Below are 23,655 nucleotides of genomic sequence, written 5' to 3'. Positions count from 1 at the left end.
CGCACTGCCACCTCGACGGCGGCACACCGCGTCGCCCCCGGGCAGGCAGGAGGTGTCAGTGACAGGCGTCCGCCCGTCGGCACGGGGGACGCCTCTGTCGTCACGGCGGCCTGCTGCAACCGCGGCCAAGCGTCCGTAGCAGCCGCACCTCCGCTGCGGCTGCCACGCGAAAGGCCCCCGACCGGCGTCTTCGCTGGTCAGGGGCCCTTCGATGGTGCTCCCCCGGTTGGACTCGAACGAACGATTGGCCCTGTTGGACCCACGTGGACTCTCAGGGTCAGGAACAGCCTCCGACCTGTACGTTTGCTTGATCGAAGGGCTGATCCAACTGTCCATCGAGGGGTCGAAAAGGGACAGGAATGGCCCTACGATCCGATGCATGAACGATGCAAAACGGGGGCGTCACCGATTCGGGCAAGTGTCCCGGATGCGGTCGGGGCGCTGGCAGGCGCGCTACAGCGTGCCTACCAATCACCCTTCGGGTCGGGGCGGACAGCTCATCGCCGCGCCCCACACGTTCGAGCCGACCACGTATGGGCGAGAGGCGGCGCGGGACTGGCTTCGCGACGAAGAGCGCCGCCTGATCGCGGAGGGAGCGCAGTGGACCACCTTGGCTGAACGAGCGGAGGTGCAGAGGCGGAAAGCCGAACGTGAGGCCGTCGTCACCTTCGCGGAGTACTCGGCCACATGGCTGCGGACGCGCCGAACGCGGAACGGCCCCCTTCAGGAGTCCACGCGCCGGTCATACGGTCTTTGGCTCAGGAAGTACCTCTTGCCCTCCCTGGGTCCACTCTCTCTCGACGAAATCACACCGACGGTCGTCCTTCGCTGGTACGAGCAGAGCCTCCCCCACGACAAACCCAAAACCACTCGGGAGTGCTACGCGTTGGGCTCAGCCATCATGCGAAGCGCAACCGCAGCCGACGGTGTCCTTCCGGGGGCCATCAACCCCTTCAAGATCGACGGAGCCGGCTCCATTGGCCGCCGGTCAGAGTCCCGGACCGAAGTGATCGACGACGACGACCTGCGCCTCATCCTTGCCACCATCCGCCCCGAGTGGCGAGCCATGGTCGCGCTCGCTCTCGGCTGTGGCCTCCGCTTCGGAGAGATCATCGCGCTGCGCCGCTCGGACATCGAGCTGAAGGCCAAGGTCCCCGTCGTCCGAGTGACGCGAGCCATCGGTACCGGGCCCAATGGACGTCGCTACGAGAAGGGCCCCAAGAGCCAAGCGGGCAGGCGAGACCAGCGGATTCCCGTACCCGTGCTCGAGGTGTTGACGCATCACATGGACACCTGGATCGTCGGGCGAAACGGACTGCTCTTCCCCGCCGATGACGGTGGGTGGCTCTCTGAGACCACCTTTCGCAAGGGCAGAGGCGGGTGGGCCGCCGTGCGCGACGCGGTCGGCAGGCCGATCAACTTCCATGACCTGCGCGCAACAGGAGCGACCCGCATGGCTCAGCGGGGAGCGCATGTCGCAGAGGTCAAACTGTCCCTTGGGGACAGTTCGACCCAAGCAGCCGAGCGATACGTCCGAGCCACCCAAAGTCGCATGGACGAACTCACCACCGCCGCGTTCTCCGACATCCACTTCCGCAGCACAACGACTGCGTGAGCGGCCGCCGCTGGTCGATCAGCCGACCCCTGAAGAGGCGTGCACTGCCACAGGTGGAGTTCTGCCCGGGGGTCACTGTCAATCATTATCTGTGAGCTGCACGCATATCACTCGAGAACCCGGCGCGTGCCCACTCGGCTCGCTCCGCCTGGAAGGCCGCCCGGCTCTCACGGTGCGCCACACCCCCATGATCGCGTCCAAGAGACCTCGAGTCCCCGCGACGACAGCTGACCCCGCGACGGCCCGATCTAGGCCAACTCGACATCCCAGCACCGTGACTGCGCGAACGGGGCCCCACCGTCGCGGTGGGGCCCCGTTCGCACGGGCTGGGTCAGCCGAGAAGGTCCTGCATGGTGGTGATCTCCTGCTGCTGTGCCTCGATGATGGCCTCGGCAAGGGTGCGAACCTCGGCGTCCTTAGTGCTGCTGAGGACGTCCTGGGCCATGGTGATGGCGCCTTCGTGGTGGGCGATCATCATGGTCAGCCACTGACGGTCGAAGTCGGTGCCGGTGGCGTCCTTGAGCGAGGCCATCTCGGTCTCGCCCATCATGCCGGGCATGCCGTGGTCCATGCCGGCGCTGGCGGGGGCGCCCCAGGAGCTGAGCCAGCCCTGCATGGTCTGGATCTCGGGGTCCTGGGCGGCCTTGACGTCGGTGGCGAGGGCGCGCACCTGCTCGGAGGCCCCGGCCTTGGCGTCGAGGGCGAGGTCGGCCATCTCGACGGCCTGCTGGTGGTGCGGGATCATCATCTGCGCGAACATCACGTCGCCGGGCGCGCCCTGGGCCGAGGAACCGCCGGCCGTGGCGGACGCGCTGGAGCTGGACATCCCGGTCATGCCCGGCATGTCGGAGTGGTCGGTGTCGGAGCCGCAGGCGGCGAGCAGGGTCGCGGCGGTGAGGGCGACGGCGCCGAGGGCGAGACGACGGGTGGTGGAGGGCACGGGTGTCCTTCGGTGGTGGAGAACGGGAACGTTCCCACCGTCTCGCGGGCGTGCGGTCGTTCCCCGAAGGCTTCATGAAGGTTCGGTGAAGAAGCTCGACCGCAGCCCGGTCAGGTGACGTAGCCGAGCGTGGTCATCATGCCGGTCTCGGCGTGGTAGGCGTTGTGGCAGTGGGCGGCCCACTGGCCGGGGTTGTCGGCGTCGAGGTCCAGCACGAGACGCTGCATCGGTCGCAGCAGGACCGTGTCCTTGCGGACCCCGCTGCCGCGCACGGAGAAGGTGTGCCCGTGCAGGTGGAAGGGGTGGACCATCATCGACATGTTGCTCACGGCCAGCGAGACCCGCTCGCTCGAGCGGACCTCGAGGGGGTCGGTGTCGGGGAAGCTGCGGCCGTTGATGGTCCAGCGGTAGGGGTTCATCGATCCGGAGAGCGCCAGGTCGTGCGTGCGGTCACTCTCGCGGGCGGCGATCGTGGTCCCCGCCAGCGGGCGCAGGCTCTCCAGCGACAGGACGCTTCCGGACGTGGCGGTCGCCGCTGCGGTGGTCCGCGGCGTGCCGCCCGCGGTCCGGACGAGGGCCAGGGCCTGTCCGTCCTTGCCCTCGGGGGTCGCCGTCAGCGGGAAGGCGCCGTCGCCGAGGGTGACGAGCAGGTCGTAGCGCTCCCCCATGGCGAGGAGGAGCATGTCGCCCTCGACGGGCTCCACGGGCCAGCCGTCGCTGTGGGTGACCGTCAGGCGGTGACCGGCGAGGGAGAGCCGAAAGACGGTGTCCGAGGCGGCGTTGACGACGCGCAGGCGGATGCGGTCGCCGGGTCGGGCGCGCAGGACGTCCGGGTCGTCCGGGACGCGTCCGTTGACGAGGTAGTGGGGGTAGACGACGTCGCCGCCGCCGCCGGACATCCCACCCATCCCACCGGAGCCCATGCCCCCCATGCCGCTCGTCGAGCCACCCATCATGCCGCCCATGCCGTGCCCCCCGGAGGCGTCGGCGGTGCCCGAGCCGGCGGTCAGCCCGGCCAGCACGTCGTCCGGGGTGCGCCCGGTGCCGTCGACCCAATCGTCGAGGACGAGGACCCACTCGTCGTCGTAGCGGCCGGGCTCGTGCGGGTCCTCGACGACGAGGACGCCGTACAGGCCACGGTCGAGCTGGACGCCGACGTGGGGGTGGAAGAAGTAGGTACCGGGGTCCGGCACGGTGAACTCGTACCGAAAGGCCCCACCCGGGCGGATCGCGTCCTGCGTCATCATCGGCACGCCGTCCATGTCGTTGCGCAGCCGGATGCCGTGCCAGTGCACCGAGGTGTCGGCGGGCAGGTCGTTGCGCACGTCGACCCGCAGCACCTGGCCTCCGTCGACGCGCAGTGTCGGCCCGGGCACCGTGTCCCCGAAGGCCCAGGTGTCGACGACGACGCCGCCGAGGTCGACGGTGGCCGGGGCGGCGCGCAGCGAGGCGGTGACCAGTCCCCGGGCGTGGCGGGCAGCCTCGGTCGAGGCTACCGCGGCCGAGCGGGGCCCGACCGGCCGGGCGCCGCCCCCGCACGCGCTCAGCGCGCCCAGGCCCAGCAGGCCGAGCCCACCGGTGAGCACGCTGCGGCGGGTGGCGCTCATCGACGCGCCACCGTGTTTTGCGAGGCGGTCTCGTCGACTGCGGCCCGCGCGCCGGGGCGCACCAGCGCCACGACGGCGAGGACCACCAGGACCCACAGTGCGGCGACCACGCCACCCATCACCAGCCACATCCCCCAGCCGGCGCCCACGAACCCGTTCATCATCGGGACCATCTCCTTCGTCTCCTCACCGAGGGTCCGCGCCGAGCCCGACGGTCGTGTCGAGGTGGCGTGAAGGTTCGATGAAGATGCCCGCGGGGGTACCGGCGCCCGGGCGCACGGGCGGTGGCCGCGTGACACGATCAGCACCATGCAGAGCGTCCCGACCTCGCCGACCACGCCGGGAGTGCGCGCGCTCGTGGTCGAGGACGAGGTCCACATGGCGCGCCTGATCGGCAGCTACCTGGAGCGAGCAGGGATGGAGGCGCACGTCGTCCACGACGGCCCCTCCGGCCTCGAGGCGGCCCGCGAGGTCGACCCCGACGTCGTCGTGCTCGACCTCGGCCTGCCCGGCATGGACGGCATCGAGGTCTGCCGGCAGCTGCGGACCTTCTCCGACGCCTACGTCGTGATGGTCACCGCGCGCGACGACGAGGTGGACACCCTCATCGGCCTGTCCGTGGGAGCCGACGACTACCTGACCAAGCCGTTCTCCCCCCGCGAGCTCGTCGCCCGCATCCAGGTGATGTTCCGGCGTCCCCGACGCCCCACCCATCCCGAGCCCACCGACCACGCCGTGAACGTCGGCCGGCTCGCCGTCGACCCCGTCGGCCGCGAGGTGTGGCTCGACCAGGAACCGGTGCACCTGACGCGCACCGAGTTCGACGTCCTGGCCGCCCTCGCCGGCAACCCGCGGATGGCCTTCTCCCGGCGCCAGCTCATCGACGCCGTGTGGGGGCCGGAGTGGGTCGGCGACGAGCACCTCGTCGACGTCCACGTGGGGCACCTGCGGCGCAAGCTCGGCGACGACGCCACCGACCCGGTCTTCGTGCGGACCGTGCGCGGGGTCGGCTACCGGATGGGCCCCGGCGCGTGAGCCGCACGCGGCCTCGAGCGGCGCGCGGCTTCGGCGCGCGGCTTCTCCTCGCCCAGGCGCTCCTGCTCATCGCGGGCGCCGTCACCGCCTACCTCGTCGCCTCCCTCGTGGGCCCGGGGCTCTTCCACCAGCACCTCCTCGAGGCCGGCACCGACCCGAGCAGCTCGGAGACCTACCACCTCGAGATGGCCTTCCGCGACGCGCTCCTGGTCGCGATGGGCGTCGCCCTGCTCGTCTCCGTCGGTGCCGCGCTCGCCGTCAGCGTGTGGTTCACCCGCCGGGTCCAGCGCTCCACCCGCCGCGTCGTCGACGCCGCCGCCGACGTCGCGGCCGGGCGCTACGACGTGCGCGTCCCCGCCTCCGGCCTCGGGGTCGAGCTGGACCGGATGTCGAGCACGATCAACGAGCTCGGTGCCCGCCTGGAGCAGGTCGAGGGCACCCGCCGCCGGATGCTCAGCGACCTCGGCCACGAGCTGCGCACCCCGCTGGCCACCGTCGAGGCCCACCTCGAGGCGCTCGAGGACGGCGTCGTCGCCGCGGACGCCGCCACCTTCGCGGTGCTGCGCTCGAGCACCCACCGGCTGCGCCGCCTCGCCGACGACCTCGGGGCCGTCAGCCGCGCCCAGGAAGGCCGCCTCGAGCTGCACCCCGCCCGGGTCGACCTCGACGCGCTCGTCGACGACGTCCTGGCCACCGAGGCAGCGGCCTTCGAGGCTCGCGGGGTCACCCTGCGGACCGACACCTCGGCTGCGACGCTCGCGGTCGACGCCGACCCCGAGCGCATCGGTCAGGTTCTGACCAACCTCCTGCGCAACGCCCTGCGGCACACGCCGGCCGGGGGCACCGTCACCGTGCGCACCGCACAGGACGGAGCCCACGCGGTCCTGCACGTGGTGGACGACGGCGAGGGCATCACCGCCGAGCACCTGCCCCACGTCTTCGAGCGCTTCTACCGCGCCGACACCTCCCGCACCGCCGCCGACGGAGGCGGCTCGGGCATCGGCTTGACGATCAGCCGCGCCATCGCCGAGGCCCACGGCGGCACCCTGACCGCCCGCAGCCACGGCGCCGGCACCGGAGCCACCTTCGCGCTCCGACTGCCTCGCACCTGACCGCGGTCAGCCGGAGGCGACGGGACGGAACACCTCCCGTACGACCGGACGACCGCGCAGCCATCCCGTGAGCGCGGTCAGCGTCCGGCGCAGCAGCAGCCACCCGGCCCCTGCCACGAGCCCGCCGAGCAGGAGGCCGGCGAGGACGTCCTGCGGGTAGTGGGCGCCGACGTAGACGCGCGTGAACGCCATCGCGACCGCCGCCACGACAGCCCAGCGGCCCAGACGCGGCGCCGCGATGAGGAGGCCCACGGCGACGGCGCCGGCCATCGTGGCGTGGTCCGACGGGAAGGACACGTCGGTGGTCCGCTGGACGAGCAGCAGCGCACCAGGGTGGGTCGCGTACGGGCGCGCCTCGCCGAACAGCGCGGCGACGGGCTGGTTGACCGTCACGGCCACGAGCGTGCCGAGCGCAACCCATCCGGCGGCGGCGAGGTGACGGTCGGTGGAGCCTCGGGCCCGCAGCAGCGCCCACAGGGCCAGGCCGGCGAAGAGCACGACGCCGTAGGTCGCGAAGAGCACGGCCGGCCCGTGCAGCCAGGGCGTCGAGCGGGCGAACGACTGGACCGCGGCGAAGAGCCGCTCGTCGAGCGAGGACGTGGGCATGCAGGTGCGGCCTTTCTCCACAGGGACACCGCAGTGTGCCGCTCCCACCTGTGCCGAACCTGTGGGACACCAGCCTCTTGCGGAATACCCCCCTGGGGCATACGTTGAACCGTACAGGTACCCGGTAGGGGTATCCCGACGAGAGGTAGACACCATGAGCACCACCGAGTTCCGAGTCACCGGCATGACCTGCGGGCACTGCGAGATGTCGGTCCGTGAAGAGGTCGGCGAGCTCCCGGGCGTCCAGGTCCTCGAGGTCGACGCCTCGTCCGGGCGGCTCGTGGTCGGCGGAGACCAGGTCGACGAGGCGCAGGTGCTGGCCGCCGTGGAGGAAGCCGGGTACACCGCCGAGCCCGTCCGATGAGCGCCGTCACCCGGCTGGCGCTCTTCGGGGCCGCCCTGGCCCTGGTCTTCGTCGCCTCCTTCACCGCCGCCGGCGCGCTTGTGCCGCAGGCCGTGGTGACTCGCTGGGAGCACCAGGGCCAGACCCCCCACTCACCCGCCTCCACCACATCGCACCAGCACGGAGGGTCCGAGCGATGAGCACCACCACACCCGGGACGGGCCAGTCCATCGAGCTGCAGATCGGCGGCATGACGTGCGCCTCCTGCGCCAACCGCATCGAGCGCAAGCTGAACAAGCTCGACGGCGTCCAGGCCAGCGTCAACTACGCCACCGAGAAGGCCACGGTCACCACCCCCGCGGGCTACGACCCCGCCGCACTGGTCGCCGAGATCGAGAAGACCGGCTACACCGCGGCCCTGCCGGCGCCGGCCGCCACCCCAGGCGCGCCGAGGGAGGACGCACCAGACCCCGAGCTGACCGGGCTGCGCCACAGGCTGATCGGCGCCGCAGCCCTGTCGGTCCCTGTCATCGCGATGTCGATGGTCCCCGCGCTGCAGTTCACGTACTGGCAGTGGGCCAGCCTCACCCTCGCGGCCCCGGTCATCCTCTGGGCCGCGTGGCCCTTCCACCGCGCAGCATGGGCCAACCTGCGCCACGGCAGCGCCACCATGGACACCCTGATCTCCATGGGGACCCTCGCCGCGTTCCTGTGGTCCCTCTACGCCCTCTTCCTCGGCACCGCCGGCACACCGGGCATGACCCACCCGTTCGAGCTGACCATCGCCCCCTCGGACGGCGCCGCCAACATCTACCTCGAGGTCGGCACCGGGGTGACCCTGTTCATCCTCGCCGGGCGCTACTTCGAGAAGCGCTCGAAGCGCCAGGCCGGCGCCGCCCTTCGCGCACTGCTGGAGATGGGCGCCAAGGAGGTCTCCCTCCTGCGCGACGGCGTCGAGACCAAGATCCCGGTCGAGCAGCTCACAGCAGGCCAGGAGTTCGTCGTGCGGCCCGGCGAGAAGATCGCCACCGACGGCGTCGTCGTCGCCGGGACCTCCGCCGTCGACGCCTCCATGCTCACCGGCGAGTCGGTCCCGGTCGAGGTCGCCGCCGGGGACGCCGTCGCGGGCGCCACCGTCAACGCCGGCGGCCGCCTCGTCGTGCGCGCCACCCGGGTCGGCGCCGACACCCAGCTGGCCCAGATGGCCCGGCTGGTCGAACAGGCCCAGACCGGGAAGGCCGCCGTGCAGCGCCTGGCCGACCGCATCTCGGGCGTCTTCGTCCCCGTCGTCATCGCCCTCGCCGTCGCGACCCTCGGCGCCTGGCTCGGAGCGGGCCTACCCGCCTCCGCGGCTTTCACGGCCGCCGTCGCGGTCCTGGTCATCGCCTGCCCGTGCGCCCTCGGCCTGGCCACCCCCACGGCCCTGCTGGTGGGCACCGGTCGCGGAGCCCAGCTCGGCATCCTCATCAAAGGCCCCGAGGTGCTGGAGTCGACCCGCACGATCGACACCGTCGTGCTGGACAAGACCGGCACCGTCACCACCGGCCGGATGACCCTGACCGAGGTCGTCACCGAACCGGGCCAGGACCGGCGCGAATCGCTCCGGCTGGCCGGAGCGCTCGAGGCCGCCTCCGAGCACCCCATCGCCCAGGCCGTCGCCCGCGCCGCCGCCGACGAGACCGGGCCGCTGCCGACGCCCGAGGACTTCACCAACCTCGAAGGCCGCGGCGTCCACGGCGTCATCGACGGTCACGCCGTCGTCGTCGGACGCCCCTCCCTGCTCGCCGACTGGTCCCAGCACCTCTCCCCCGCGCTCCTGCAGGCCAAGGCGCGCGCCGAGTCCGAGGGCAAGACCGTCGTCGCCGTCGGGTGGGACGGGCAAGCCCGGGCGCTGCTCGTCGTCGCGGACACCGTCAAACCCACCAGCGATCTGGCCGTGCGCGAGCTGCAGGCCATGGGCCTGACACCGGTCCTGCTCACCGGCGACAACGAGGCCGCCGCCCGGCACATCGCCGCCCAGGTCGGCATCGAGCAGGTCATCGCCGAGGTGCTCCCCCGAGACAAGGCCCAGGTCGTCTCCCGCCTCCAGGCCGAGGGCAAGACGGTCGCGATGGTCGGCGACGGCGTCAACGACGCCCCTGCCCTCGCCGTGGCCGACCTCGGCCTGGCCATGGGTACCGGCACCGACGTCGCCATCGAGGCCTCCGACATCACCCTCGTGCGCGGGGACCTGCGTTCCGCCGTCGATGCCATCCGCCTCTCCCGCGCCACCCTGCGCACCATCAAGACCAACCTCTTCTGGGCGTTCGCCTACAACGTCGCCGCCCTCCCCCTGGCCGCGCTCGGCCTGCTCAACCCCATGCTCGCCGGCGCCGCCATGGCTTTCTCCAGCGCCTTCGTCGTCGGCAACAGCCTGCGCCTGCGCACCTTCACCGGCACCACCACCCAGCCCACCGACACCCCCGAGGACCCCCATGCCTGAGCCCAGCAGCCCCGAGCACCACCACGGCTACATCAGCGAGAAGGACGGCTACCTCAACCGGATGCGCCGCATCGAGGGCCAGGCCCGCGGCATCGCCCGGATGATCGAGCAGGAGCAGTACTGCATCGACATCCTCACCCAGATCAGCGCCCTCAACCGGGCCCTCGAAGGCGTCGCCCTCGGCCTCATGGACGACCACCTCGCCCACTGCGTCCTGGACGCCGCCCGCGCCGGCGAGGACCAAGGCGCCGCCAAGCTCAAGGAAGCCTCCGACGCCATCCGCCGCCTCGTGCGCTCGTGACCACGCCCGACCCCACGCGTGCCGACGCACTCGCGCCGGTACGCCCCCACCACTCATCCCCGGGAGGACCCATGACCAGCCACGCAGAGCACGCGCCCACCCACACCGGCCACGACCACCACGGCGGTCACGCCACCGGCGGCGTGGCCCGCATGGCCCTCAGCGCCACCCTGCACTGCCTGACCGGGTGCGCCATCGGCGAGATCGCCGGCCTCATCATCGGCACCGCCGCCGGGCTCGGGAACGCGAGCACCATCGTCATCTCCATCGCCCTGGCCTTCTTCTTCGGCTACACCCTCTCCACCCTCCCCCTGCTCAAGGCCGGGCTCGCCGTCGGCACCGCCCTGCGCGTCGTGCTCGCCGCCGACACCGTCTCCATCGCGACGATGGAGGTCACCGACAACGTCGTCATGGCCCTCATCCCCGGCGCCATGAACGCCGGCCTGGTCAACATCGTCTTCTGGGTCGGCATGGCGATCTCGCTCACCGTCGCCTTCGTCGCCGCCTACCCCGTCAACGCCTACCTGCTCTCGCGCGGGAAGGGCCACGCCCTCACCCACGAGTACCACGACGCCGCACCCGCCCACGGAGCACGACGCCTCATCCCCACGTTCAGCACCGGCGCCCTCATCGCCACCCTGACCGCGTTCATGCTCGGCGGCCTCGTGGTCTCCATCGCCGACAGCATCAGCTCTTAGCCTGAGCGAGGCCAGCAGGGTGGAGTCCTACCGGGGGCGCATCTCAAGGTGGCGTCTGACCTGCAAGGGCACCGGATCGTCGAACAGTGCGTGCCTTAACCGTGCCCCAACAGTTGGCCTCGCAACCGAGTCGCTCATGCGGGACTGCTGCACTGACAGATGACAGGTGACAGGTCGTCACCCATCGGTGCTGCAGTCCCTACAGCTGTTCAAGTGCGTCAACAGGCCGCACGGGACCCACCACGGGGCCGCCCCGGAGGAGGCCCGGCTGCGTCTCGAGCAAGCCTGGTCGCCCGGGTCACCACGAGCCGCCCCACAGGGCCACGGCGACGCCCGCGAACAAGGCTGACCCGCCTGCACAAGTAGAGGCTCCTCACTAGCTCGAGCGCTCGGACAAGCTCGCCAGCGCTGCTTGGAGGCGCTCTCCGGCCTCCGAGGCGACTGGGGCCATCGCGTCGTTGTGCGTCAGGCCGACCATGATGCCGGGGTCCAGGGCCTCCACCAACGTCGTCGAGTCGTCGAGCGCGCGCACGACGACGTTGCACGGCAGCAGCAAACCGATCGACGGCTCCGCCAGGACGGCCGCGTGCGCTAGGGGCGGCCGGCACGCACCGAGGATGACCTGGGGCGGGATGTCGGCGCCGATCTTCTCCTCGAGCGTGCGCGCCAGGTCGATCTCGGTCAGCACCCCGAAGCCCTGGTCGGCCAGCGCGACGCGGGTCGCCTCCACGGTCTGCGCGTACGGGGCGTGGACCGTCATGCTCAGTGCGTAGCTCATCTCTTTCCTCCTGGTCGGCGAGCGGTGCCTGTCTTCACGCGGGCACCGCGCACGCCGATCGTCACACGACCGACGGCGGCACGAGTTCTCCGGAGCGGCTTGACAAAGATACCCCTAGGGGTATTAACTCAGCCCAGCGTCCTAGGGGACATCTTTGGCTGCACGAAAGACGACAGAGCAAAACCGTGGACGGCGGGCCTACCCGACCGTGGCCGGTGTCCCGTCGCCGGCGGCCCCCCGGCCCCACGCCGTCCCAGACGCTGCCGCGCCACCCGTCGCGTCCGCCTCACCGTCGAAGGAGCTCCCGTGAGCCGCATCCAGCCCCACGTGCCCGTTATCGTCCCGATCGACACCCCCAGCCTGGGCGACCGCTCCTACCTGACCCACGACGGCCGGGTGGCGGTCGTGGTCGACCCGCAGCGCGACATCGACCGCGTCCTGGACCTCGCCGCTGCCGCCGGGGTGCGGATCACGCACGTCTTCGAGACCCACGTCCACAACGACTACGTCACCGGCGGCCTCGCGCTCGCCCGCCTGACCGGCGCGGCCTACTACGTCAACGCCGCGGACGAAGTGGCCTTCGAGCACACCCCCGTCGCGGACGGCGACGTCGTCGAGGTTTCCCCGAGCATGCGGGTGCGCGTCATCGCGACCCCAGGGCACACCCTGACCCACCTCGCCTACGCGCTCGAGACCTCCGGCGAGGACGGCGACACCGTCGGCGTCTTCACCGGTGGCTCGCTGCTCTTCGGGGCGACCGGCCGGCCCGACCTGCTCGGCGACGAACACACCGACGCGCTCGTCCATCACCAGTTCGCCTCCGCGCACCGGCTTGCCGACGACCTGCCGGACCACACCCACGTCCTGCCCACGCACGGCTTCGGGTCGTTCTGCTCGGCCGGCTCCACCGGCGGGAGCACGTCGTCAACGATCGGCGCCGAGAAGCGACAGAACTCGGCGCTGACCGACGACGAAGCCACCTGGGTAGCCGCCACCCTCGCCGGGCTGGACGCCTACCCCGCCTACTACGTCCACATGGCTCCGGCCAACAGCGCCGGGCCCGACGCCCCGGACCTCAACGCCCCGCAGGAGGCCGACAAGTCCACGCTGGTCGCGCGCCTCGCCGCTGGCGAGTGGGTCGTCGACCTGCGCACCCGGACGGCCTTCGCCGCCGGCCACGTCCCCCGCACCCTCAACATCGGCCTGGACGGTCAGTTCGCCACCTACCTCGGCTGGCTCATCCCGTGGGGCACTCCCCTCACCCTCCTCGGGGAGGACGCCCAGCAGGTCGCCGACGCCCAGCGCGAGCTCGTCCGCATCGGGATCGACCACCTCGCCGGAGCAGCCACCGGCTCCCCCACCGACTGGACCGACGAGCCGCTGGCCGCCTTCCCCCGCGCCGTCTTCGCCGACCTCGCCCAGGTCCGCCACCACCGCCGGATCGGCGTGCTGGACGTCCGCCGCGCTTCCGAGTTCGCCGAGCAGCACATCGACGGCGCAACCAACATCCCGCTCCACGAGCTCCTCACCCGCCTGGACGAGATCCCCGCCGGCGAGGTGTGGGTCCACTGCGCAGGCGGCTACCGTGCCTCGATCGCCGCCTCGCTCCTCGCCGCGCACGGCCACCGGGTCGTCGCCGTCGACGACAGCTTCGCCGAGCAGGCCGCCCGCTCCGGCCTGCCCCTCGTCACCGCCGCCTGACCCCCACCCTTTACCGACCGAAGGAGACCTCCGTGTGCCGCCCCGCCACCTGTCCCACCTGCGGCCTCACCACCTGGGCCGGCTGCGGCCAGCACGCCGACCAGGTGATGGCCAGCGTCCCCGCCGGTTCCCGCTGCATCTGCCACGTCCCGACAGAGCCGGCCCCTCCGGCCACGGGCCGCTAGCCGCCCCAGCCCACCGAACCGGGCGCCCGGACCCCCTCCCGACGGCGCCCACTGTGGCCACCACGCCGCCCCGCGGCACGGTCGCCACGACCGCCGGGGGCAGGAGCCTCATCTCACCCGGAGGCCCTGCCCCCGGCACCTCGACCAAAGGAGCCCCACCGTGTCCGCCCTCGTCCTGCCCGTCGGACTGCTCATCGGCCTGTCCCTCGGCGCCCTCGGCGGCGGCGGCTCGATCCTCACCGTCCCGGCCCTGGTCTATCTCCTGGGTCAGGACCCCCACCACGCCACGACCAGCTCCCTGCTCATCGTCGGCGCCACCTCGCTCATCGCTCTGGTCCCGCACGCCCGCCGCGGGAACGTCCGCTTCGGGCAGGGCCTGACCTTCGGCGCGCTGGGGACGGCCGGGTCCCTCGCCGGGACCGCCGCCGGCGCCCACGTCCCCGCCGCCGTCCTCCTTGCGTCGTTCGCCGCGCTCATGCTTTTCGTCGCCGGCCTCATGCTGCGCCGCTCCCTCCGGTCCAACCCCGCCGAGGGCGACCCCTCCGTCGGGCCCCATGACCCTATGCTCACCCTGCGCCCGCTGCGGTGCGCCTGCCCCCGGGTGGTCAAGCTCGTCGTCACCGCCACCGTCGTCGGTCTGCTCACCGGGTTCTTCGGGGTCGGCGGCGGGTTCGCCCTCGTCCCCGCGCTCATCCTTGTGCTCCAGCTCCCCATGCCCGTGGCCGTCGGCACCAGCCTCCTCGTCATCGTCGTCAACAGCGCCACCGCTCTCGCCGCCCGCGTCACGACAACGACCGCCGAGCAGGACTGGCCCCTCATCGCCACCTTCACCGCCGTCGCCGTCCTCGGCAGCCTCGTCGGCGGACGGATCAGCACGCTCGTCACCCCCCGCCACCTCACCCGCGCCTTCGCCCTCCTCCTGACGGCCGTCGCCCTCTACACCGGAGCACGCAGCGCCCTGCAGCTCTCCTGACCGGAACGTTTGCTCGCCCTCGCCATCTCCAAGGGTGGCAATCTGAAACCACCGACTCGACTCCAAGACAGAACAATTCGGCCTTGAGTGGGTTGGCCGCAAGTCCCATCGGTAACGGCCAGAGCCACCAGCCGAGAGGGAAATCTCGCTCGTGGCATGAAGGACATCGCTGAGCCAGTTCACGCGAACCCGCGGCGCCCCATGAGCGGATGGAAGAGCTGCCGGTAGACCCGGACGCACCGCAGACGGGCCGCCGACAGGAACGTCCCCACAACCTTCAGCGCGAACCGCAGGCAGCCCTGCTTATCGGCAGGCGAGAGTTTCATCGCGCTGGCCACCTGGCGTTCGAAACTCGCGCGGACCGAGCGGCGCGCCTGCACTTCCCTCGATGCCGCCGCATCACACGAAATGCGGCAGCGCCCCGCCCGACGTGGTGGTCGGACGGGGCGCCGTGGTGTCGGTTCGGCGGCTGTGGAGTCAGCTCCCCCTGCGGAGCTGGCCAGGCCACCTGGCCGTGAGTCCGGTCCACCGCGAGCCCCTGCGCCCTTGGTGCTTCGTCCGTCCTCACCGGTTCCGCCCTGCACGGAGTGGGTGAGTACCGACCCGAACTGCTGGATTCACTTGTCGTCCCGAAGACTTCTCGGGTGGCTTCCCTGCCAAGCCCTACGGGCTGTCGCAGACCGGATTTCGTCGGGCCCTTGCGACCCTCTGTCCTACCCTTCCGCTGACGATGACTTTACCCGGCCTTTAACCTCCGCGCAGGGCTTTCGCAACGAAACCTCGGAACGCGACGAGCGAAGAGGTCGGCCAGTGCGTCGATCTCTACGGGACTCGGGGGCATCCCGGTCCGAGCGACGCGGAAACCGCAGCCTCTGGGCAAGGCTGTCGCCCACCGAGGGCCGCTCAAGGCAAGCGGACATGGCGCTGGCGGCGAGCCGGTACCGGTCGGTCGCAACCACCCGCACCCGTCCGGCCTCGCTGTCAAGGTAGACCCCGTGCAGCCGCTCCTCCGTCGGTTCGTGGCTGACCGCGTACCTCACCTCACGCAGGGCCTGGACTAGGGCGATGGCGGGCAGGGTGCAGTGGTACATGGGAGTCTCCGTGTTCTTGAGCAGGTCATGGACGATGGAGATCTCCCTGCGTGCGTCGGCCAGGCCCGCTTCTAGCCGGTCCAGGTGGGCCGCCAGGACCGGTCCCGCGTGCGTCGGCTCGGCCACCACTGTCCGGATCCCGTCCAGTGGATGGCGACGCGCCGCAGGTGCGCCACCAGACGTGCCTGGCGAACCTGGTCCGGCCGGTAGTAGCGATACCCCGACGACGGGTCCACCAGCGCCGGCGGCAGCACATCGGCCCCGTCATAGAAACGCAGTGCGCTGACGGGCAAGCCGCTCAGAGCTGACACCTTGCCGATGCCGAGCAGTTCGTTCTCCACGACTGCAACCTCCCGTCTCGACCTGCTTGAGGGTCAAGGCCGACATCGTGCCCCACCGCGTGCCCGCCCGGCCGCCTCCCATCCGGACCGTCGCGGTGAGCCGAACAAAAGGCCGGCCCCTACCCGGACCATTGCACCCGTGCCGAGGCCAGCACCTCGCTGTAGGGGCACCCATAGGCGGCTACACATTCGCCGCGGATCGCCACTTTTCGCCGCTACAGCGGCGTGGCCCAGAGACGCCTACTCCGTTGGGCTCGAACGGCTAATCCATCGGAACGCGGTTGTTGCCCGTTCGACCTGAAGTACCCCTTCCACGTGGTCGCGTTTACTCGTCTCACGAGTCTCCCCAGGTCTGCTTAACCGACCGTTAGGACGACGCGCCGAGCCGGTATCGCACCACTCTCCGGCGCAGGGTGGGCGACGCCTCGACCTCATAGCCTGCGTCGAGGAAGACCTGAAGCAGCCCGACCGACGCCTCGTCCCAGATCACGGTCTTCCCTGGTAGTGGCTCGGTGGGGTAGCCCTCGAGGACGAGAGCACCGACCTGCCTGCCGTATTCGACTGTGGCGGCTGCGAGCTCGTACATCAGCCCCTTTCGACGGAAGCCCTTGCGCACGACGAAGCAAGTCACCGACCAGACGCCCTCAAGGTCGGGATCCATCCGCATCCACGACTTCTGCCGGGCCCAGATTCTCGGGTAGTTCTTCCTCGGCTCTACCGCTACCCATCCCGCCGGCTCGTCGTCGATGTATCCAACGAGGCCGGACGTGGGGCCGGCCGTGCCGCAGCCGGCCTGCACCAAGAGCGCGGCATCGCGCTCATCCTGGGTCGTGTCGCGCCAGATCCAGCCCGGGGCCTTGAGCGCCTGACAGCGGCACTTGCTGGCGCCGCCGGCGTCGAACACGGCCTCGACGTCCTCGCTCGTCGCGTCGTTGGCCGGTCGCCAGCTGAACTCGGGCATACCGCGAGACTAATTGCGGGGCCTGTGCCCGCTGCGACGCCGTAACAGTCGATCCGTGACTTCGGCGCTGCGTCCCGCCTCCAACGAGGCGGCGTAGGCGGGTCCGATTTGCCTCCCGAACCCGCCGCATCAACTCCGGCGGCAATCGAGGGCTGCCCGCGAAACGCGGCACAACCTCGCTAGGCGGATGAGCGACGCGCCGCACTCCGACGAGCAGCCGCGCCCTCTCCCACTGCGCGGAGCGTTGGTATCGGGACGAACAAAGCATCTACGTCACCTGCCACGACCCGGATGAGCCGACCGCTTCGATACGCAGACAGCTCCCCCGCCGCGATCCGTCGCCGCAGCGTCTTGACGCTCCCGCCCGTTCTGCGCGCCGCTGTGGCCAACGACTCCAGGTGTCGCTCAGCAGTGACCGGCATACGACCACCTCCTTGCTCCCCTAATCGTTGCGCGAGGGTCCCAGTGGACCCGCATGTCCTCCCGACGATGGCTCCGGTGACGCGCGAAGGACACGCGTTGTCAGCGCGCACGCGCCTCGCCAAACTCCAGCGGAGCCCGCGAACAGGAGGCGCTGGGCATCCCACCAGGCTTCTTGCACAGGCGTGCAAACGATGCATATCCGATGCAGGGAGTAAGCGAAGGGGCCTCTGACCGGCGTTTCCGCTGGTCAGAGGCCCTATGCGTGCGCTCCCCCGGTTGGACTCGAACCAACAACCTGCCGATTAACAGTCGGCTGCTCTGCCAATTGAGCTACAGGGGAAAGTGCTGCCGCAGGGTCGCCGCAGCAGCGCCGCAACGATAGCAACACCTGGGCCGCCCGCCGAAATCGGGGTCAGTCCAGCCCGACCTGCTCGCGGACGCGGTCGATGCCGGCCTGCACGTCGTCGGCCACGCCTGGGTCGGAGATGCGGACGCCGCGCCCCAGGACGGCCTGGTTGAGCAGCGCATTCGTCGCGAGGTCACGCCGCACGACGACCTTGGCGGTGCCCTTGCGACCCACCTCGATGGTCTCGGCGAGGACCACCGACGCCTGCACCCGCTCGCGCAGCGTCTCGGGGAACATCCCCGGCTCGGTGAGGGCGACGCGCAGCGGCGGTTCGTCGTCGACCCACGTGATGCGCAAAACGCCGTCCTCGCTCCACAGGCCGGCGTCGACGAGGTGCCAGGGGCGGGCGCTCCGCAGGACGGGCGCGGCCCCCTCCCCCTCGCCGGCACCGACGACGTACAGGCGGTGGCGCCCGGCGACGAGCGTCGTGCCGAGACCGTCCGTGGCCCAGGCGAGCAGCTTCTCGCCACCGGAGGTGTCGACGGCGGCGGCCACGTCGGCGGGGACGGCGGGGGCGCGCAGGCCCGTCCAGCGCAGCCTCACGACGACACCCCCTGCCGCAGGCGGACCCGTTCGAGCTCGAGGGCGTGGAGGGCGGTCGTGCGCTCGCGCAGCGCGTCGGCGTCGACGTCGGGGTCGTTCTGCACCCGCCGCAGCGACGCCATGGCGTCGGCGATGCGCCGGGTCAGGTGAGCGTCCCGGACCCCCGTCGCGAGGCTGTCGAGGTAGCGCTGCGGGGGCATCCCGGTGGAGGCGTCGTAGCGGACCGGCAGCGGCGCCACGGACAGCTCGGCCACGAGCGGACGCACCGGCGCCGCGACGGCCTCGCCGACCGCGGCGACCCAGCCGGCCGTCGAGCCGGTGCGGTGGCCGGCGGCCGCGGCGATGCGCACGCCGTCGAGCACCGCCCGGTGCGCGGGCGCGGTGAGCGCCTCGGTGGGCAGCCCGTCGAGCACGGACTCGGGGTACTGCGACGGGTACTGGAGCATCGTCTGGAGCAGCTGCCGCTCGGCGGCCACCACCGGGTCGCGCAGGTCGGGCATCGGCATCGCCGGGCCGCCCTCTCCCGGACCGGGTTCGGCGACCTCGTCGGTGCCCGTCTGCCGGCGCTCCGGCCCGTCGTCGGGGACGGCGAGCTTGCCAGCGCGGCGCACGGCGTCGGCCACCTGCTCGACCTCGACGCCGAGCCAGCCCGAGACCGTCCGGACGTACTCGGGACGCAGGCTGGTGTCGCGGATCGAGCCGATGATCGGCGCGACGGCCTTCATCGCCTGGACGCGCCCCTCGGCGGTCTCGAGGTCGAAGCGGCGGATCGTCGTGCGGACGGCGAACTCGAACATCGGCACGGCGTCGTCGACGAGGGCGCGCACCTCGGCGTCGCCACGCGCGAGGCGGAGCTCGCAGGGGTCCATCCCCTCCGGCGCGACGGCCACGAACGACTGCGCGGCCCAGCGCTGGTCCTCGCCGAACGCCTTCATCGCGGCCTTCTGCCCGGCGGCGTCGCCGTCGAAGGTGAAGACGACGCGGGCCGGGGCGTGGTCGGCCTCGTCGCGCATGATGCGGCGCAGCAGCTTGACGTGGTCGACGCCGAACGCGGTGCCGCACGTGGCCACGGCTCCCCCGACGCCGGCCAGGTGCGCCGCCATCACGTCGGTGTAGCCCTCGACGACGACGGCGCGCCGGTCGGTGGCGATGGCCTTCTTCGCGAGGTCCAGCCCGTAGAGCACGGTCGCCTTCTTGTAGATGGGGGTCTCGGAGGTGTTGAGGTACTTGGCGGCGATGCGGTCCTCGTCGAAGAGGCGGCGGGCCCCGAAGCCCACCGTGTCGCCGGTTGTGTCGCGGATCGGCCAGACGAGCCGGCCCCGGAAGCGGTCGTAGAGGCCCCGACTGCCGCGCCCGCTCAGGCCGGCCGTCGTCACCTCGTCGTCGGTGAAGCCCTTCTGCAGGAGGTGCCGCGTCAGGGCGTCGCCGTCCATCGGCGCGAACCCGACCCCGAAGGTCTCGACGGCCGTGGAGTCGAAGCCCCGCTCGCGCAGGAAGTCGCGCCCGACCCGGGCGTCGGAGCGAGCCCGGTCGAGCAGCATCCCGGTGTAGTACTCCTCGGCGACACGATGGGCCTCGACGAGCCGCGAGCGCTTGCCGAGCGAGACGCCGCCCTCGCGGGGGCCACCACCCTCCTCGTAGCGCAGCTCCATGCCGACCTTGGCGGCGAGGCGCTCGACGGCCTCGGAGAAGGTGAGGTGCTCGACCTTCTGGACGAAGCTGATGACGTCGCCGCCCTCGCCGCAGCCGAAGCAGTGGTAGCTGCCGACCGCCGGGCGCACCGTGAAGCTCGGCGTCTTCTCGTCGTGGAAGGGGCACAGGCCCTTGAGGGAACCCACGCCGGCACCGCGCAGCGTGACGTGGTCGCGCACGACGTCCTCGATCGAGGACCGCTCCTTGACCGCGGCGATGTCCTCCGCCTTGATGAGACCCGGCACCCGACCTCCCTTCGTCCGCTGCCGAGTCTAGGTCGTGCCGGCGTCAGGCCGTCGGGCGGCGGCACCACGCCCGGTGCAGCGCGAGCGCGCGGACGTCGGTCAGCGACGCCACCTGGTCGACGACGACCCGCAGGGCGGCCGCGTCGTCGGTCGCGGCGTCGTGGTCGGCGCGCAGGTCGGCGTCGAGCCGGGCGGGGTCGGTGCGGTAGGCGTCGACGAGCGCGGCGACGACCTCGCGCTGCATCTCGTAGACGGCGACCCGCTCGGCGGCGAGCATCACGTAGTGCGCGGCGACGGCCTTGAGCACCGCGCACTCGGCCCGGGCCTCGGCGGGGACGACGAGGGTCGCGCCGTGCCGGGCGAGGGCGTCGTCGCCGTGGGCGGCCCGGGTCGCGACCTCGACGGCGACGGCGAACCGGCCGATGAGCCGCGAGGTCATGTCCTTGAGCGCGGCGAGAGCGGCCCGCGAGCCGTCGTGGACCTCGGGCACCGCCCCGGTCGCGAGGACGCGCTCGAGCGCGGCGCCCAGGGCGTCGGCGCCCAGGCCCGGCTCGTAGACGCGGCCGGCGACCTCGAGCACGGCGTCGACGTCGGCGCCGTCGCGCAGCCGACGCGGGTCGAGCCAGCCCGACGCGATGGCGTCCTCGACGTCGTGCACCGAGTACGCGACGTCGTCGGCCCAGTCCATCACCTCGGCCTCGAAGGCCCGGCGGCCCGCGGGGGCGTCGGCGCGGAACCAGGTGAAGACGTCGAGGTCGTCGTCGTAGACACCGAACTTGGTCGTCGGCGTCGGGCCGCCGCCGCGCCGCCAGGGGTACTTCGTCGCCGCGTCGAGGCTGGCCCGCGTGAGGTTGAGCCCGGCCGGACGGCCGTCGGCGTGCGAGCGCTTGGCCTCGAGCCGGGTCAGGAGCCGCAGGGTCTGGGCGTTGCCCTCGAACCCGCCGACGCCGGCCGCCACGGCGTCGAGCGCCGACTCGCCGTTGTGCCCGAACGGCGGGTGGCCGAGGTCGTGCGCGAGGCAGGCGGTGTCGACGACGTCGGGGTTGCAGCCGAGCGCGGCGCCGATCTCGCGGCCGATCTGCGCGACCTCGAGCGAGTGGGTGAGCCGGTTGCGCACGAAGTCGTCGGACGACGGCGCGACGACCTGCGTCTTGGCCGACAGCCGACGCAGCGCCGAGGAGTGCAGGAGGCGGGCCCGGTCGCGGGCGAAGTCGTCGCGGTCCGAGAGCTTCTGCGCCGGGTCCTCGGCGACCCAGCGCTCACGGTCGTGCGCGGAGTAGGTCACCCGCCGGAGCCTACGACCCGCGCGCCGCCTCGGCGGCGGCAGCGGCCCGGGCCACCCAGGACGGCGGCGTGCCGTAACGCTGGAACTTGACGAGCCGGCCTGCGGCGCAGTCCTCGACGAGCTCGGCGAGGCGCTTGTCGCGGGTGGCCTGCTGCTTGGCGTCCTGCAGCCAGTGCGTGACGATCTTGCGGTAGCCGGGGGTCGCGACGGCCCAGAACGCGGCGGCCGCGGGGTCGGCGGCGAGGGCGGCCTCCTGCTCGGGCGTGAGGGCGGCCGCGGGCTGCTCGAAGGAGTAGGTGCCGGTGCGGTCCTCGCGGCGCAGGGCGAAGGCGGCGAGGCCGCTCGGCTGCATCCGGCCCTGCGCCGTCAGCTCCTCGACGGCGCGGACGTTGACGGCGCTCCAGGTGCTGCCCTTGCGGCGCGGGGTCCACCGCTGGCGGCGTGCCTCGTCGTCGATGCGCTCGGCGCGGCTGTCGATCCACCCCCAGCAGAGGGCCTCGCGCACGGCCTCGGCCCACGTGATGCCCCCGCGGCCGGAGTCCTTCTTCCACAGCCCCATCCAGAGCTCGGGCGCGGTATCGTGGTGCGCGGCGAGCCAGCGCCCGAACTCGGCGGCGTCGGCGAAGAACAGCGCCGGCCGCTCGGCCGTGCCACCAGGGGTCCCCGTCGACTCGCTCACGCGGGCCATCCTGCCGCGCCCCACCGACACCGCGCAGCCCCGAGCCGGCACGCAGGACCTCCCACGCCACCGCGAGGCTGCTGCGTGCCGCGGGAGCTTCCGGGTGTGGCGCCCAGCGGTCGGGTGGTGGACCCGGCGGTGGACCCGCCGGTCCACCTCCCGGTGGACCCGGCCGCGACGGGGCCGCCCGTAGGGTCGAAGGCATGAACCGCCGCTACCTCTCGTTCGCCGCCCTCGCCATCACGCTGCTCTACGGCGCGAGCTTCGCGCTCTTCGACGGCGGCGCCCCCAAGGGCTACGCCGCGATCGGCGGGGTCGTCGTGGCCCTGGCCTGGATCGCCGTCGGCGTGTTCGGGCGCGACACCGACCACGCCTGACGCGGACGGAACGGCGCGTCAGCCCCCGGAGACCGACAGCTCGGCCTGGGCGACCTGCGCGCGCTGGGCGTCGTCGAGCTCGCGCGAGAGCAGCCAGTTCTCCGGCAGCGCGACGACCCGGGGCGAGCCGGCCCGGCCGCGCGGCCCCTCGGCCGGCTCCCCGGGCCAGGGCGCGTCGAGGTCCATCGTCTCGATGAGGTCGTCGAGCGCGGCGAGCGAGTCGACGAGCGCCAGCTGGTTGCGCACCGTCGAGCCCGCCGGGAAGCCCTTGAGGTACCAGGCGATGTGCTTGCGGATGTCGCGGCAGCCGCGCAGCTCGTCGCCGTCGTAGAAGTCGACGAGGTACTCGGCGTGCCGGCGCAGCACCGACGTCACCTCGCGCAGGCCCGGCTCGACCCGGTAGTCCGACCCGGCGAACGCCGCGGCGAGGTCGGTGAACAGCCACGGCCGCCCGAGGCAGCCGCGCCCGACGACCACCCCGTCGCAGCCGGTGCGCCGGACCATCTCGAGCGCGTCCTCGGCCGACCAGATGTCGCCGTTGCCGAGCACCGGCACCGTCGTCACGGCCTCCTTGAGGCGCGCGATCGCCTCCCAGTCGGCCGTGCCGGAGTACGACTGCGCGGCGGTGCGCCCGTGCAGCGCGACGGCCGAGACGCCCTCGGCCTCGGCGATGCGCCCGGCGTCGAGGTAGGTGACGTGGTCGGCGTCGATGCCGATGCGCATCTTGACCGTCACCGGCACGTCGTACGGCGCGGCCTCGCGGACGACCGCGCGGACGATGCCGCGGAACAGGTCGGTCTTCCACGGCAGGGCCGAGCCACCGCCCTTGCGCGTCACCTTGGGCACCGGGCAGCCGAAGTTGAGGTCGATGTGGTCGGCGCGGTCCTCGGTGACGAGCATCCGCGCGGCGAGCCCGGCGGTCGCGGGGTCGACCGAGTACAGCTGCACCGACCGCGGCTGCTCCTGCGGGTCGTGCGAGATGAGGCGCATCGTCTCGGGGGTGCGCTCGACGAGCGCGCGCGAGGTGACCATCTCGGCGACGTAGAGGCTCGTCGCACCGGACGCCCCACCGGCCTCGAGCCCGGCCGCGCCGTACTCGCGGCACAGCCGCCGGAAGGCGCGGTTGGTGATGCCGGCCATCGGCGCGAGGACGACGGGCGACTCGACGACGTGCTTGCCGATGCGCAGCGGCGGCAGCACGGGAGCGGGCGTGGTGGGGGCGGTGGTGGCGGTCAT

At 72.1% G+C, this 23,655-nt stretch carries 25 protein-coding genes and 1 tRNA gene; 11 read left to right on the top strand and 15 right to left on the bottom strand.

Going from position 1 to position 23,655, the window contains the following annotated elements:
- The first annotated feature begins 379 nt into the window (after positions 1–379).
- The gene (locus IG69_RS21275) at positions 380–1,615 is read left to right on the top strand and encodes a tyrosine-type recombinase/integrase (protein ID WP_169742092.1); all 1,236 of its coding nucleotides are present in this window, start codon (positions 380–382) and stop codon (positions 1,613–1,615) included.
- 331 nt (positions 1,616–1,946) lie between these two features.
- On the opposite strand, the gene IG69_RS0116905 is transcribed toward IG69_RS21275, so the two are convergent.
- From IG69_RS0116905 to IG69_RS22235, 3 genes are all read right to left on the bottom strand, one after another.
- Positions 1,947–2,555 carry a DUF305 domain-containing protein gene (locus IG69_RS0116905; RefSeq protein WP_030529349.1) on the bottom strand — a complete coding sequence of 203 codons (609 nt, stop codon included), beginning with the start codon at positions 2,553–2,555 and terminating at the stop codon, positions 1,947–1,949.
- 110 nt (positions 2,556–2,665) lie between these two features.
- A complete protein-coding gene (locus IG69_RS0116900; RefSeq protein ID WP_030529348.1) occupies positions 2,666–4,162 on the bottom strand; it encodes a multicopper oxidase family protein in 1,497 nt (498 codons plus the stop codon).
- On the bottom strand, positions 4,159–4,326 hold the full coding sequence (locus IG69_RS22235; RefSeq protein WP_157577677.1) for a hypothetical protein: 168 nt from the start codon (positions 4,324–4,326) through the stop codon (positions 4,159–4,161). Before IG69_RS22235 ends, IG69_RS0116900 begins: the two co-directional genes overlap by 4 nt.
- A 145-nt stretch (positions 4,327–4,471) precedes the next feature.
- Here IG69_RS22235 and IG69_RS0116890 point away from each other — a divergent pair, with 145 nt between their 5' ends.
- Positions 4,472–5,197 (top strand): response regulator transcription factor, encoded by a 726-nt coding sequence (locus IG69_RS0116890; RefSeq protein WP_030529347.1) that lies wholly within the window; start codon positions 4,472–4,474, stop codon positions 5,195–5,197.
- Positions 5,194–6,309, top strand: a complete 1,116-nt coding sequence (locus IG69_RS0116885; RefSeq protein ID WP_030529346.1) for a sensor histidine kinase — start codon at positions 5,194–5,196, stop codon at positions 6,307–6,309. The genes IG69_RS0116890 and IG69_RS0116885 overlap by 4 nt, the downstream gene beginning before the upstream one ends.
- A gap of 6 nt (positions 6,310–6,315) precedes the next feature.
- Here IG69_RS0116885 and IG69_RS0116880 read toward each other — a convergent pair whose 3' ends face one another.
- A complete protein-coding gene (locus tag IG69_RS0116880; RefSeq protein WP_036830486.1) occupies positions 6,316–6,915 on the bottom strand; it encodes a phosphatase PAP2 family protein in 600 nt (199 codons plus the stop codon).
- Between the two features lie 154 nt (positions 6,916–7,069).
- On the opposite strand from IG69_RS0116880, the gene IG69_RS0116875 reads away from it, so the two are divergent.
- The 5 genes from IG69_RS0116875 (at position 7,070) to IG69_RS0116855 (ending at position 10,739) form a co-directional block, all read left to right on the top strand.
- Positions 7,070–7,279: a heavy-metal-associated domain-containing protein gene (locus IG69_RS0116875; RefSeq protein ID WP_030529344.1), complete on the top strand. Its 210-nt coding sequence runs from the start codon at positions 7,070–7,072 to the stop codon at positions 7,277–7,279.
- Positions 7,276–7,458 carry a hypothetical protein gene (locus IG69_RS0116870; RefSeq protein WP_030529343.1) on the top strand — a complete coding sequence of 61 codons (183 nt, stop codon included), beginning with the start codon at positions 7,276–7,278 and terminating at the stop codon, positions 7,456–7,458. Before IG69_RS0116875 ends, IG69_RS0116870 begins: the two co-directional genes overlap by 4 nt.
- Positions 7,455–9,740, top strand: coding sequence for a heavy metal translocating P-type ATPase (locus tag IG69_RS0116865; protein WP_030529342.1), 2,286 nt, complete (start codon positions 7,455–7,457; stop codon positions 9,738–9,740). The genes IG69_RS0116870 and IG69_RS0116865 overlap by 4 nt, the downstream gene beginning before the upstream one ends.
- Positions 9,733–10,041 carry a metal-sensitive transcriptional regulator gene (locus IG69_RS0116860; protein ID WP_030529341.1) on the top strand — a complete coding sequence of 103 codons (309 nt, stop codon included), beginning with the start codon at positions 9,733–9,735 and terminating at the stop codon, positions 10,039–10,041. The genes IG69_RS0116865 and IG69_RS0116860 overlap by 8 nt, the downstream gene beginning before the upstream one ends.
- Positions 10,042–10,112: 71 nt before the next feature.
- Positions 10,113–10,739, top strand: coding sequence for a DUF4396 domain-containing protein (locus tag IG69_RS0116855; RefSeq protein ID WP_211251036.1), 627 nt, complete (start codon positions 10,113–10,115; stop codon positions 10,737–10,739).
- Between the two features lie 376 nt (positions 10,740–11,115).
- Here the strand turns inward: IG69_RS0116855 and IG69_RS0116850 are convergent, their stop codons facing one another.
- The gene (locus IG69_RS0116850; RefSeq protein WP_030529339.1) at positions 11,116–11,517 is read right to left on the bottom strand and encodes a DUF302 domain-containing protein; all 402 of its coding nucleotides are present in this window, start codon (positions 11,515–11,517) and stop codon (positions 11,116–11,118) included.
- 306 nt (positions 11,518–11,823) lie between these two features.
- Between IG69_RS0116850 and IG69_RS0116845 the strand changes: the two genes are divergently transcribed.
- Together IG69_RS0116845 and IG69_RS0116835 are read left to right on the top strand one after the other, a co-directional pair.
- Positions 11,824–13,218 (top strand): MBL fold metallo-hydrolase, encoded by a 1,395-nt coding sequence (locus IG69_RS0116845; protein WP_030529338.1) that lies wholly within the window; start codon positions 11,824–11,826, stop codon positions 13,216–13,218.
- 345 nt (positions 13,219–13,563) lie between these two features.
- A complete protein-coding gene (locus tag IG69_RS0116835; RefSeq protein ID WP_030529337.1) occupies positions 13,564–14,376 on the top strand; it encodes a sulfite exporter TauE/SafE family protein in 813 nt (270 codons plus the stop codon).
- Between the two features lie 179 nt (positions 14,377–14,555).
- On the opposite strand, the gene IG69_RS22560 is transcribed toward IG69_RS0116835, so the two are convergent.
- From IG69_RS22560 to IG69_RS0116795, 9 genes are all read right to left on the bottom strand, one after another.
- Entirely contained in the window at positions 14,556–14,756 is a 201-nt protein-coding gene (locus IG69_RS22560; protein WP_030529336.1) for a hypothetical protein, read from the bottom strand.
- A 333-nt stretch (positions 14,757–15,089) separates the two neighbouring features.
- Positions 15,090–15,467 carry a DNA polymerase III subunit beta family protein gene (locus IG69_RS23310; protein ID WP_425414820.1) on the bottom strand — a complete coding sequence of 126 codons (378 nt, stop codon included), beginning with the start codon at positions 15,465–15,467 and terminating at the stop codon, positions 15,090–15,092.
- 71 nt (positions 15,468–15,538) lie between these two features.
- Positions 15,539–15,808 carry a MerR family transcriptional regulator gene (locus IG69_RS21265; RefSeq protein ID WP_051750691.1) on the bottom strand — a complete coding sequence of 90 codons (270 nt, stop codon included), beginning with the start codon at positions 15,806–15,808 and terminating at the stop codon, positions 15,539–15,541.
- 367 nt (positions 15,809–16,175) lie between these two features.
- Positions 16,176–16,769 carry a GNAT family N-acetyltransferase gene (locus IG69_RS0116820; RefSeq protein WP_030529335.1) on the bottom strand — a complete coding sequence of 198 codons (594 nt, stop codon included), beginning with the start codon at positions 16,767–16,769 and terminating at the stop codon, positions 16,176–16,178.
- A 690-nt stretch (positions 16,770–17,459) separates the two neighbouring features.
- Positions 17,460–17,532 (bottom strand) — tRNA-Asn (locus IG69_RS0116815).
- Positions 17,533–17,604: 72 nt separating this feature from the next.
- Positions 17,605–18,141, bottom strand: coding sequence for a hypothetical protein (locus IG69_RS0116810; RefSeq protein ID WP_051750690.1), 537 nt, complete (start codon positions 18,139–18,141; stop codon positions 17,605–17,607).
- Positions 18,138–20,078, bottom strand: a complete 1,941-nt coding sequence (gene dnaG, locus IG69_RS0116805; RefSeq protein ID WP_030529333.1) for a DNA primase — start codon at positions 20,076–20,078, stop codon at positions 18,138–18,140. The genes IG69_RS0116810 and dnaG overlap by 4 nt, the downstream gene beginning before the upstream one ends.
- A 43-nt stretch (positions 20,079–20,121) precedes the next feature.
- Positions 20,122–21,363 (bottom strand): deoxyguanosinetriphosphate triphosphohydrolase, encoded by a 1,242-nt coding sequence (locus IG69_RS0116800; protein WP_030529332.1) that lies wholly within the window; start codon positions 21,361–21,363, stop codon positions 20,122–20,124.
- 10 nt (positions 21,364–21,373) lie between these two features.
- Positions 21,374–22,042: a YdeI/OmpD-associated family protein gene (locus tag IG69_RS0116795; RefSeq protein WP_425414819.1), complete on the bottom strand. Its 669-nt coding sequence runs from the start codon at positions 22,040–22,042 to the stop codon at positions 21,374–21,376.
- Between the two features lie 203 nt (positions 22,043–22,245).
- On the opposite strand from IG69_RS0116795, the gene IG69_RS22555 reads away from it, so the two are divergent.
- On the top strand, positions 22,246–22,419 hold the full coding sequence (locus IG69_RS22555) for a hypothetical protein (RefSeq protein WP_169742091.1): 174 nt from the start codon (positions 22,246–22,248) through the stop codon (positions 22,417–22,419).
- 18 nt (positions 22,420–22,437) lie between these two features.
- Here the strand turns inward: IG69_RS22555 and dusB are convergent, their stop codons facing one another.
- Positions 22,438–23,655 carry a tRNA dihydrouridine synthase DusB gene (gene dusB / locus IG69_RS0116785; RefSeq protein ID WP_030529330.1) on the bottom strand — a complete coding sequence of 406 codons (1,218 nt, stop codon included), beginning with the start codon at positions 23,653–23,655 and terminating at the stop codon, positions 22,438–22,440.

This window comes from Phycicoccus jejuensis, assembly GCF_000720925.1.
GTDB classification, from domain to species: Bacteria; Actinomycetota; Actinomycetes; order Actinomycetales; family Dermatophilaceae; genus Phycicoccus; species Phycicoccus jejuensis.
This window is presented reverse-complemented; position numbering and strand designations above follow the sequence as displayed.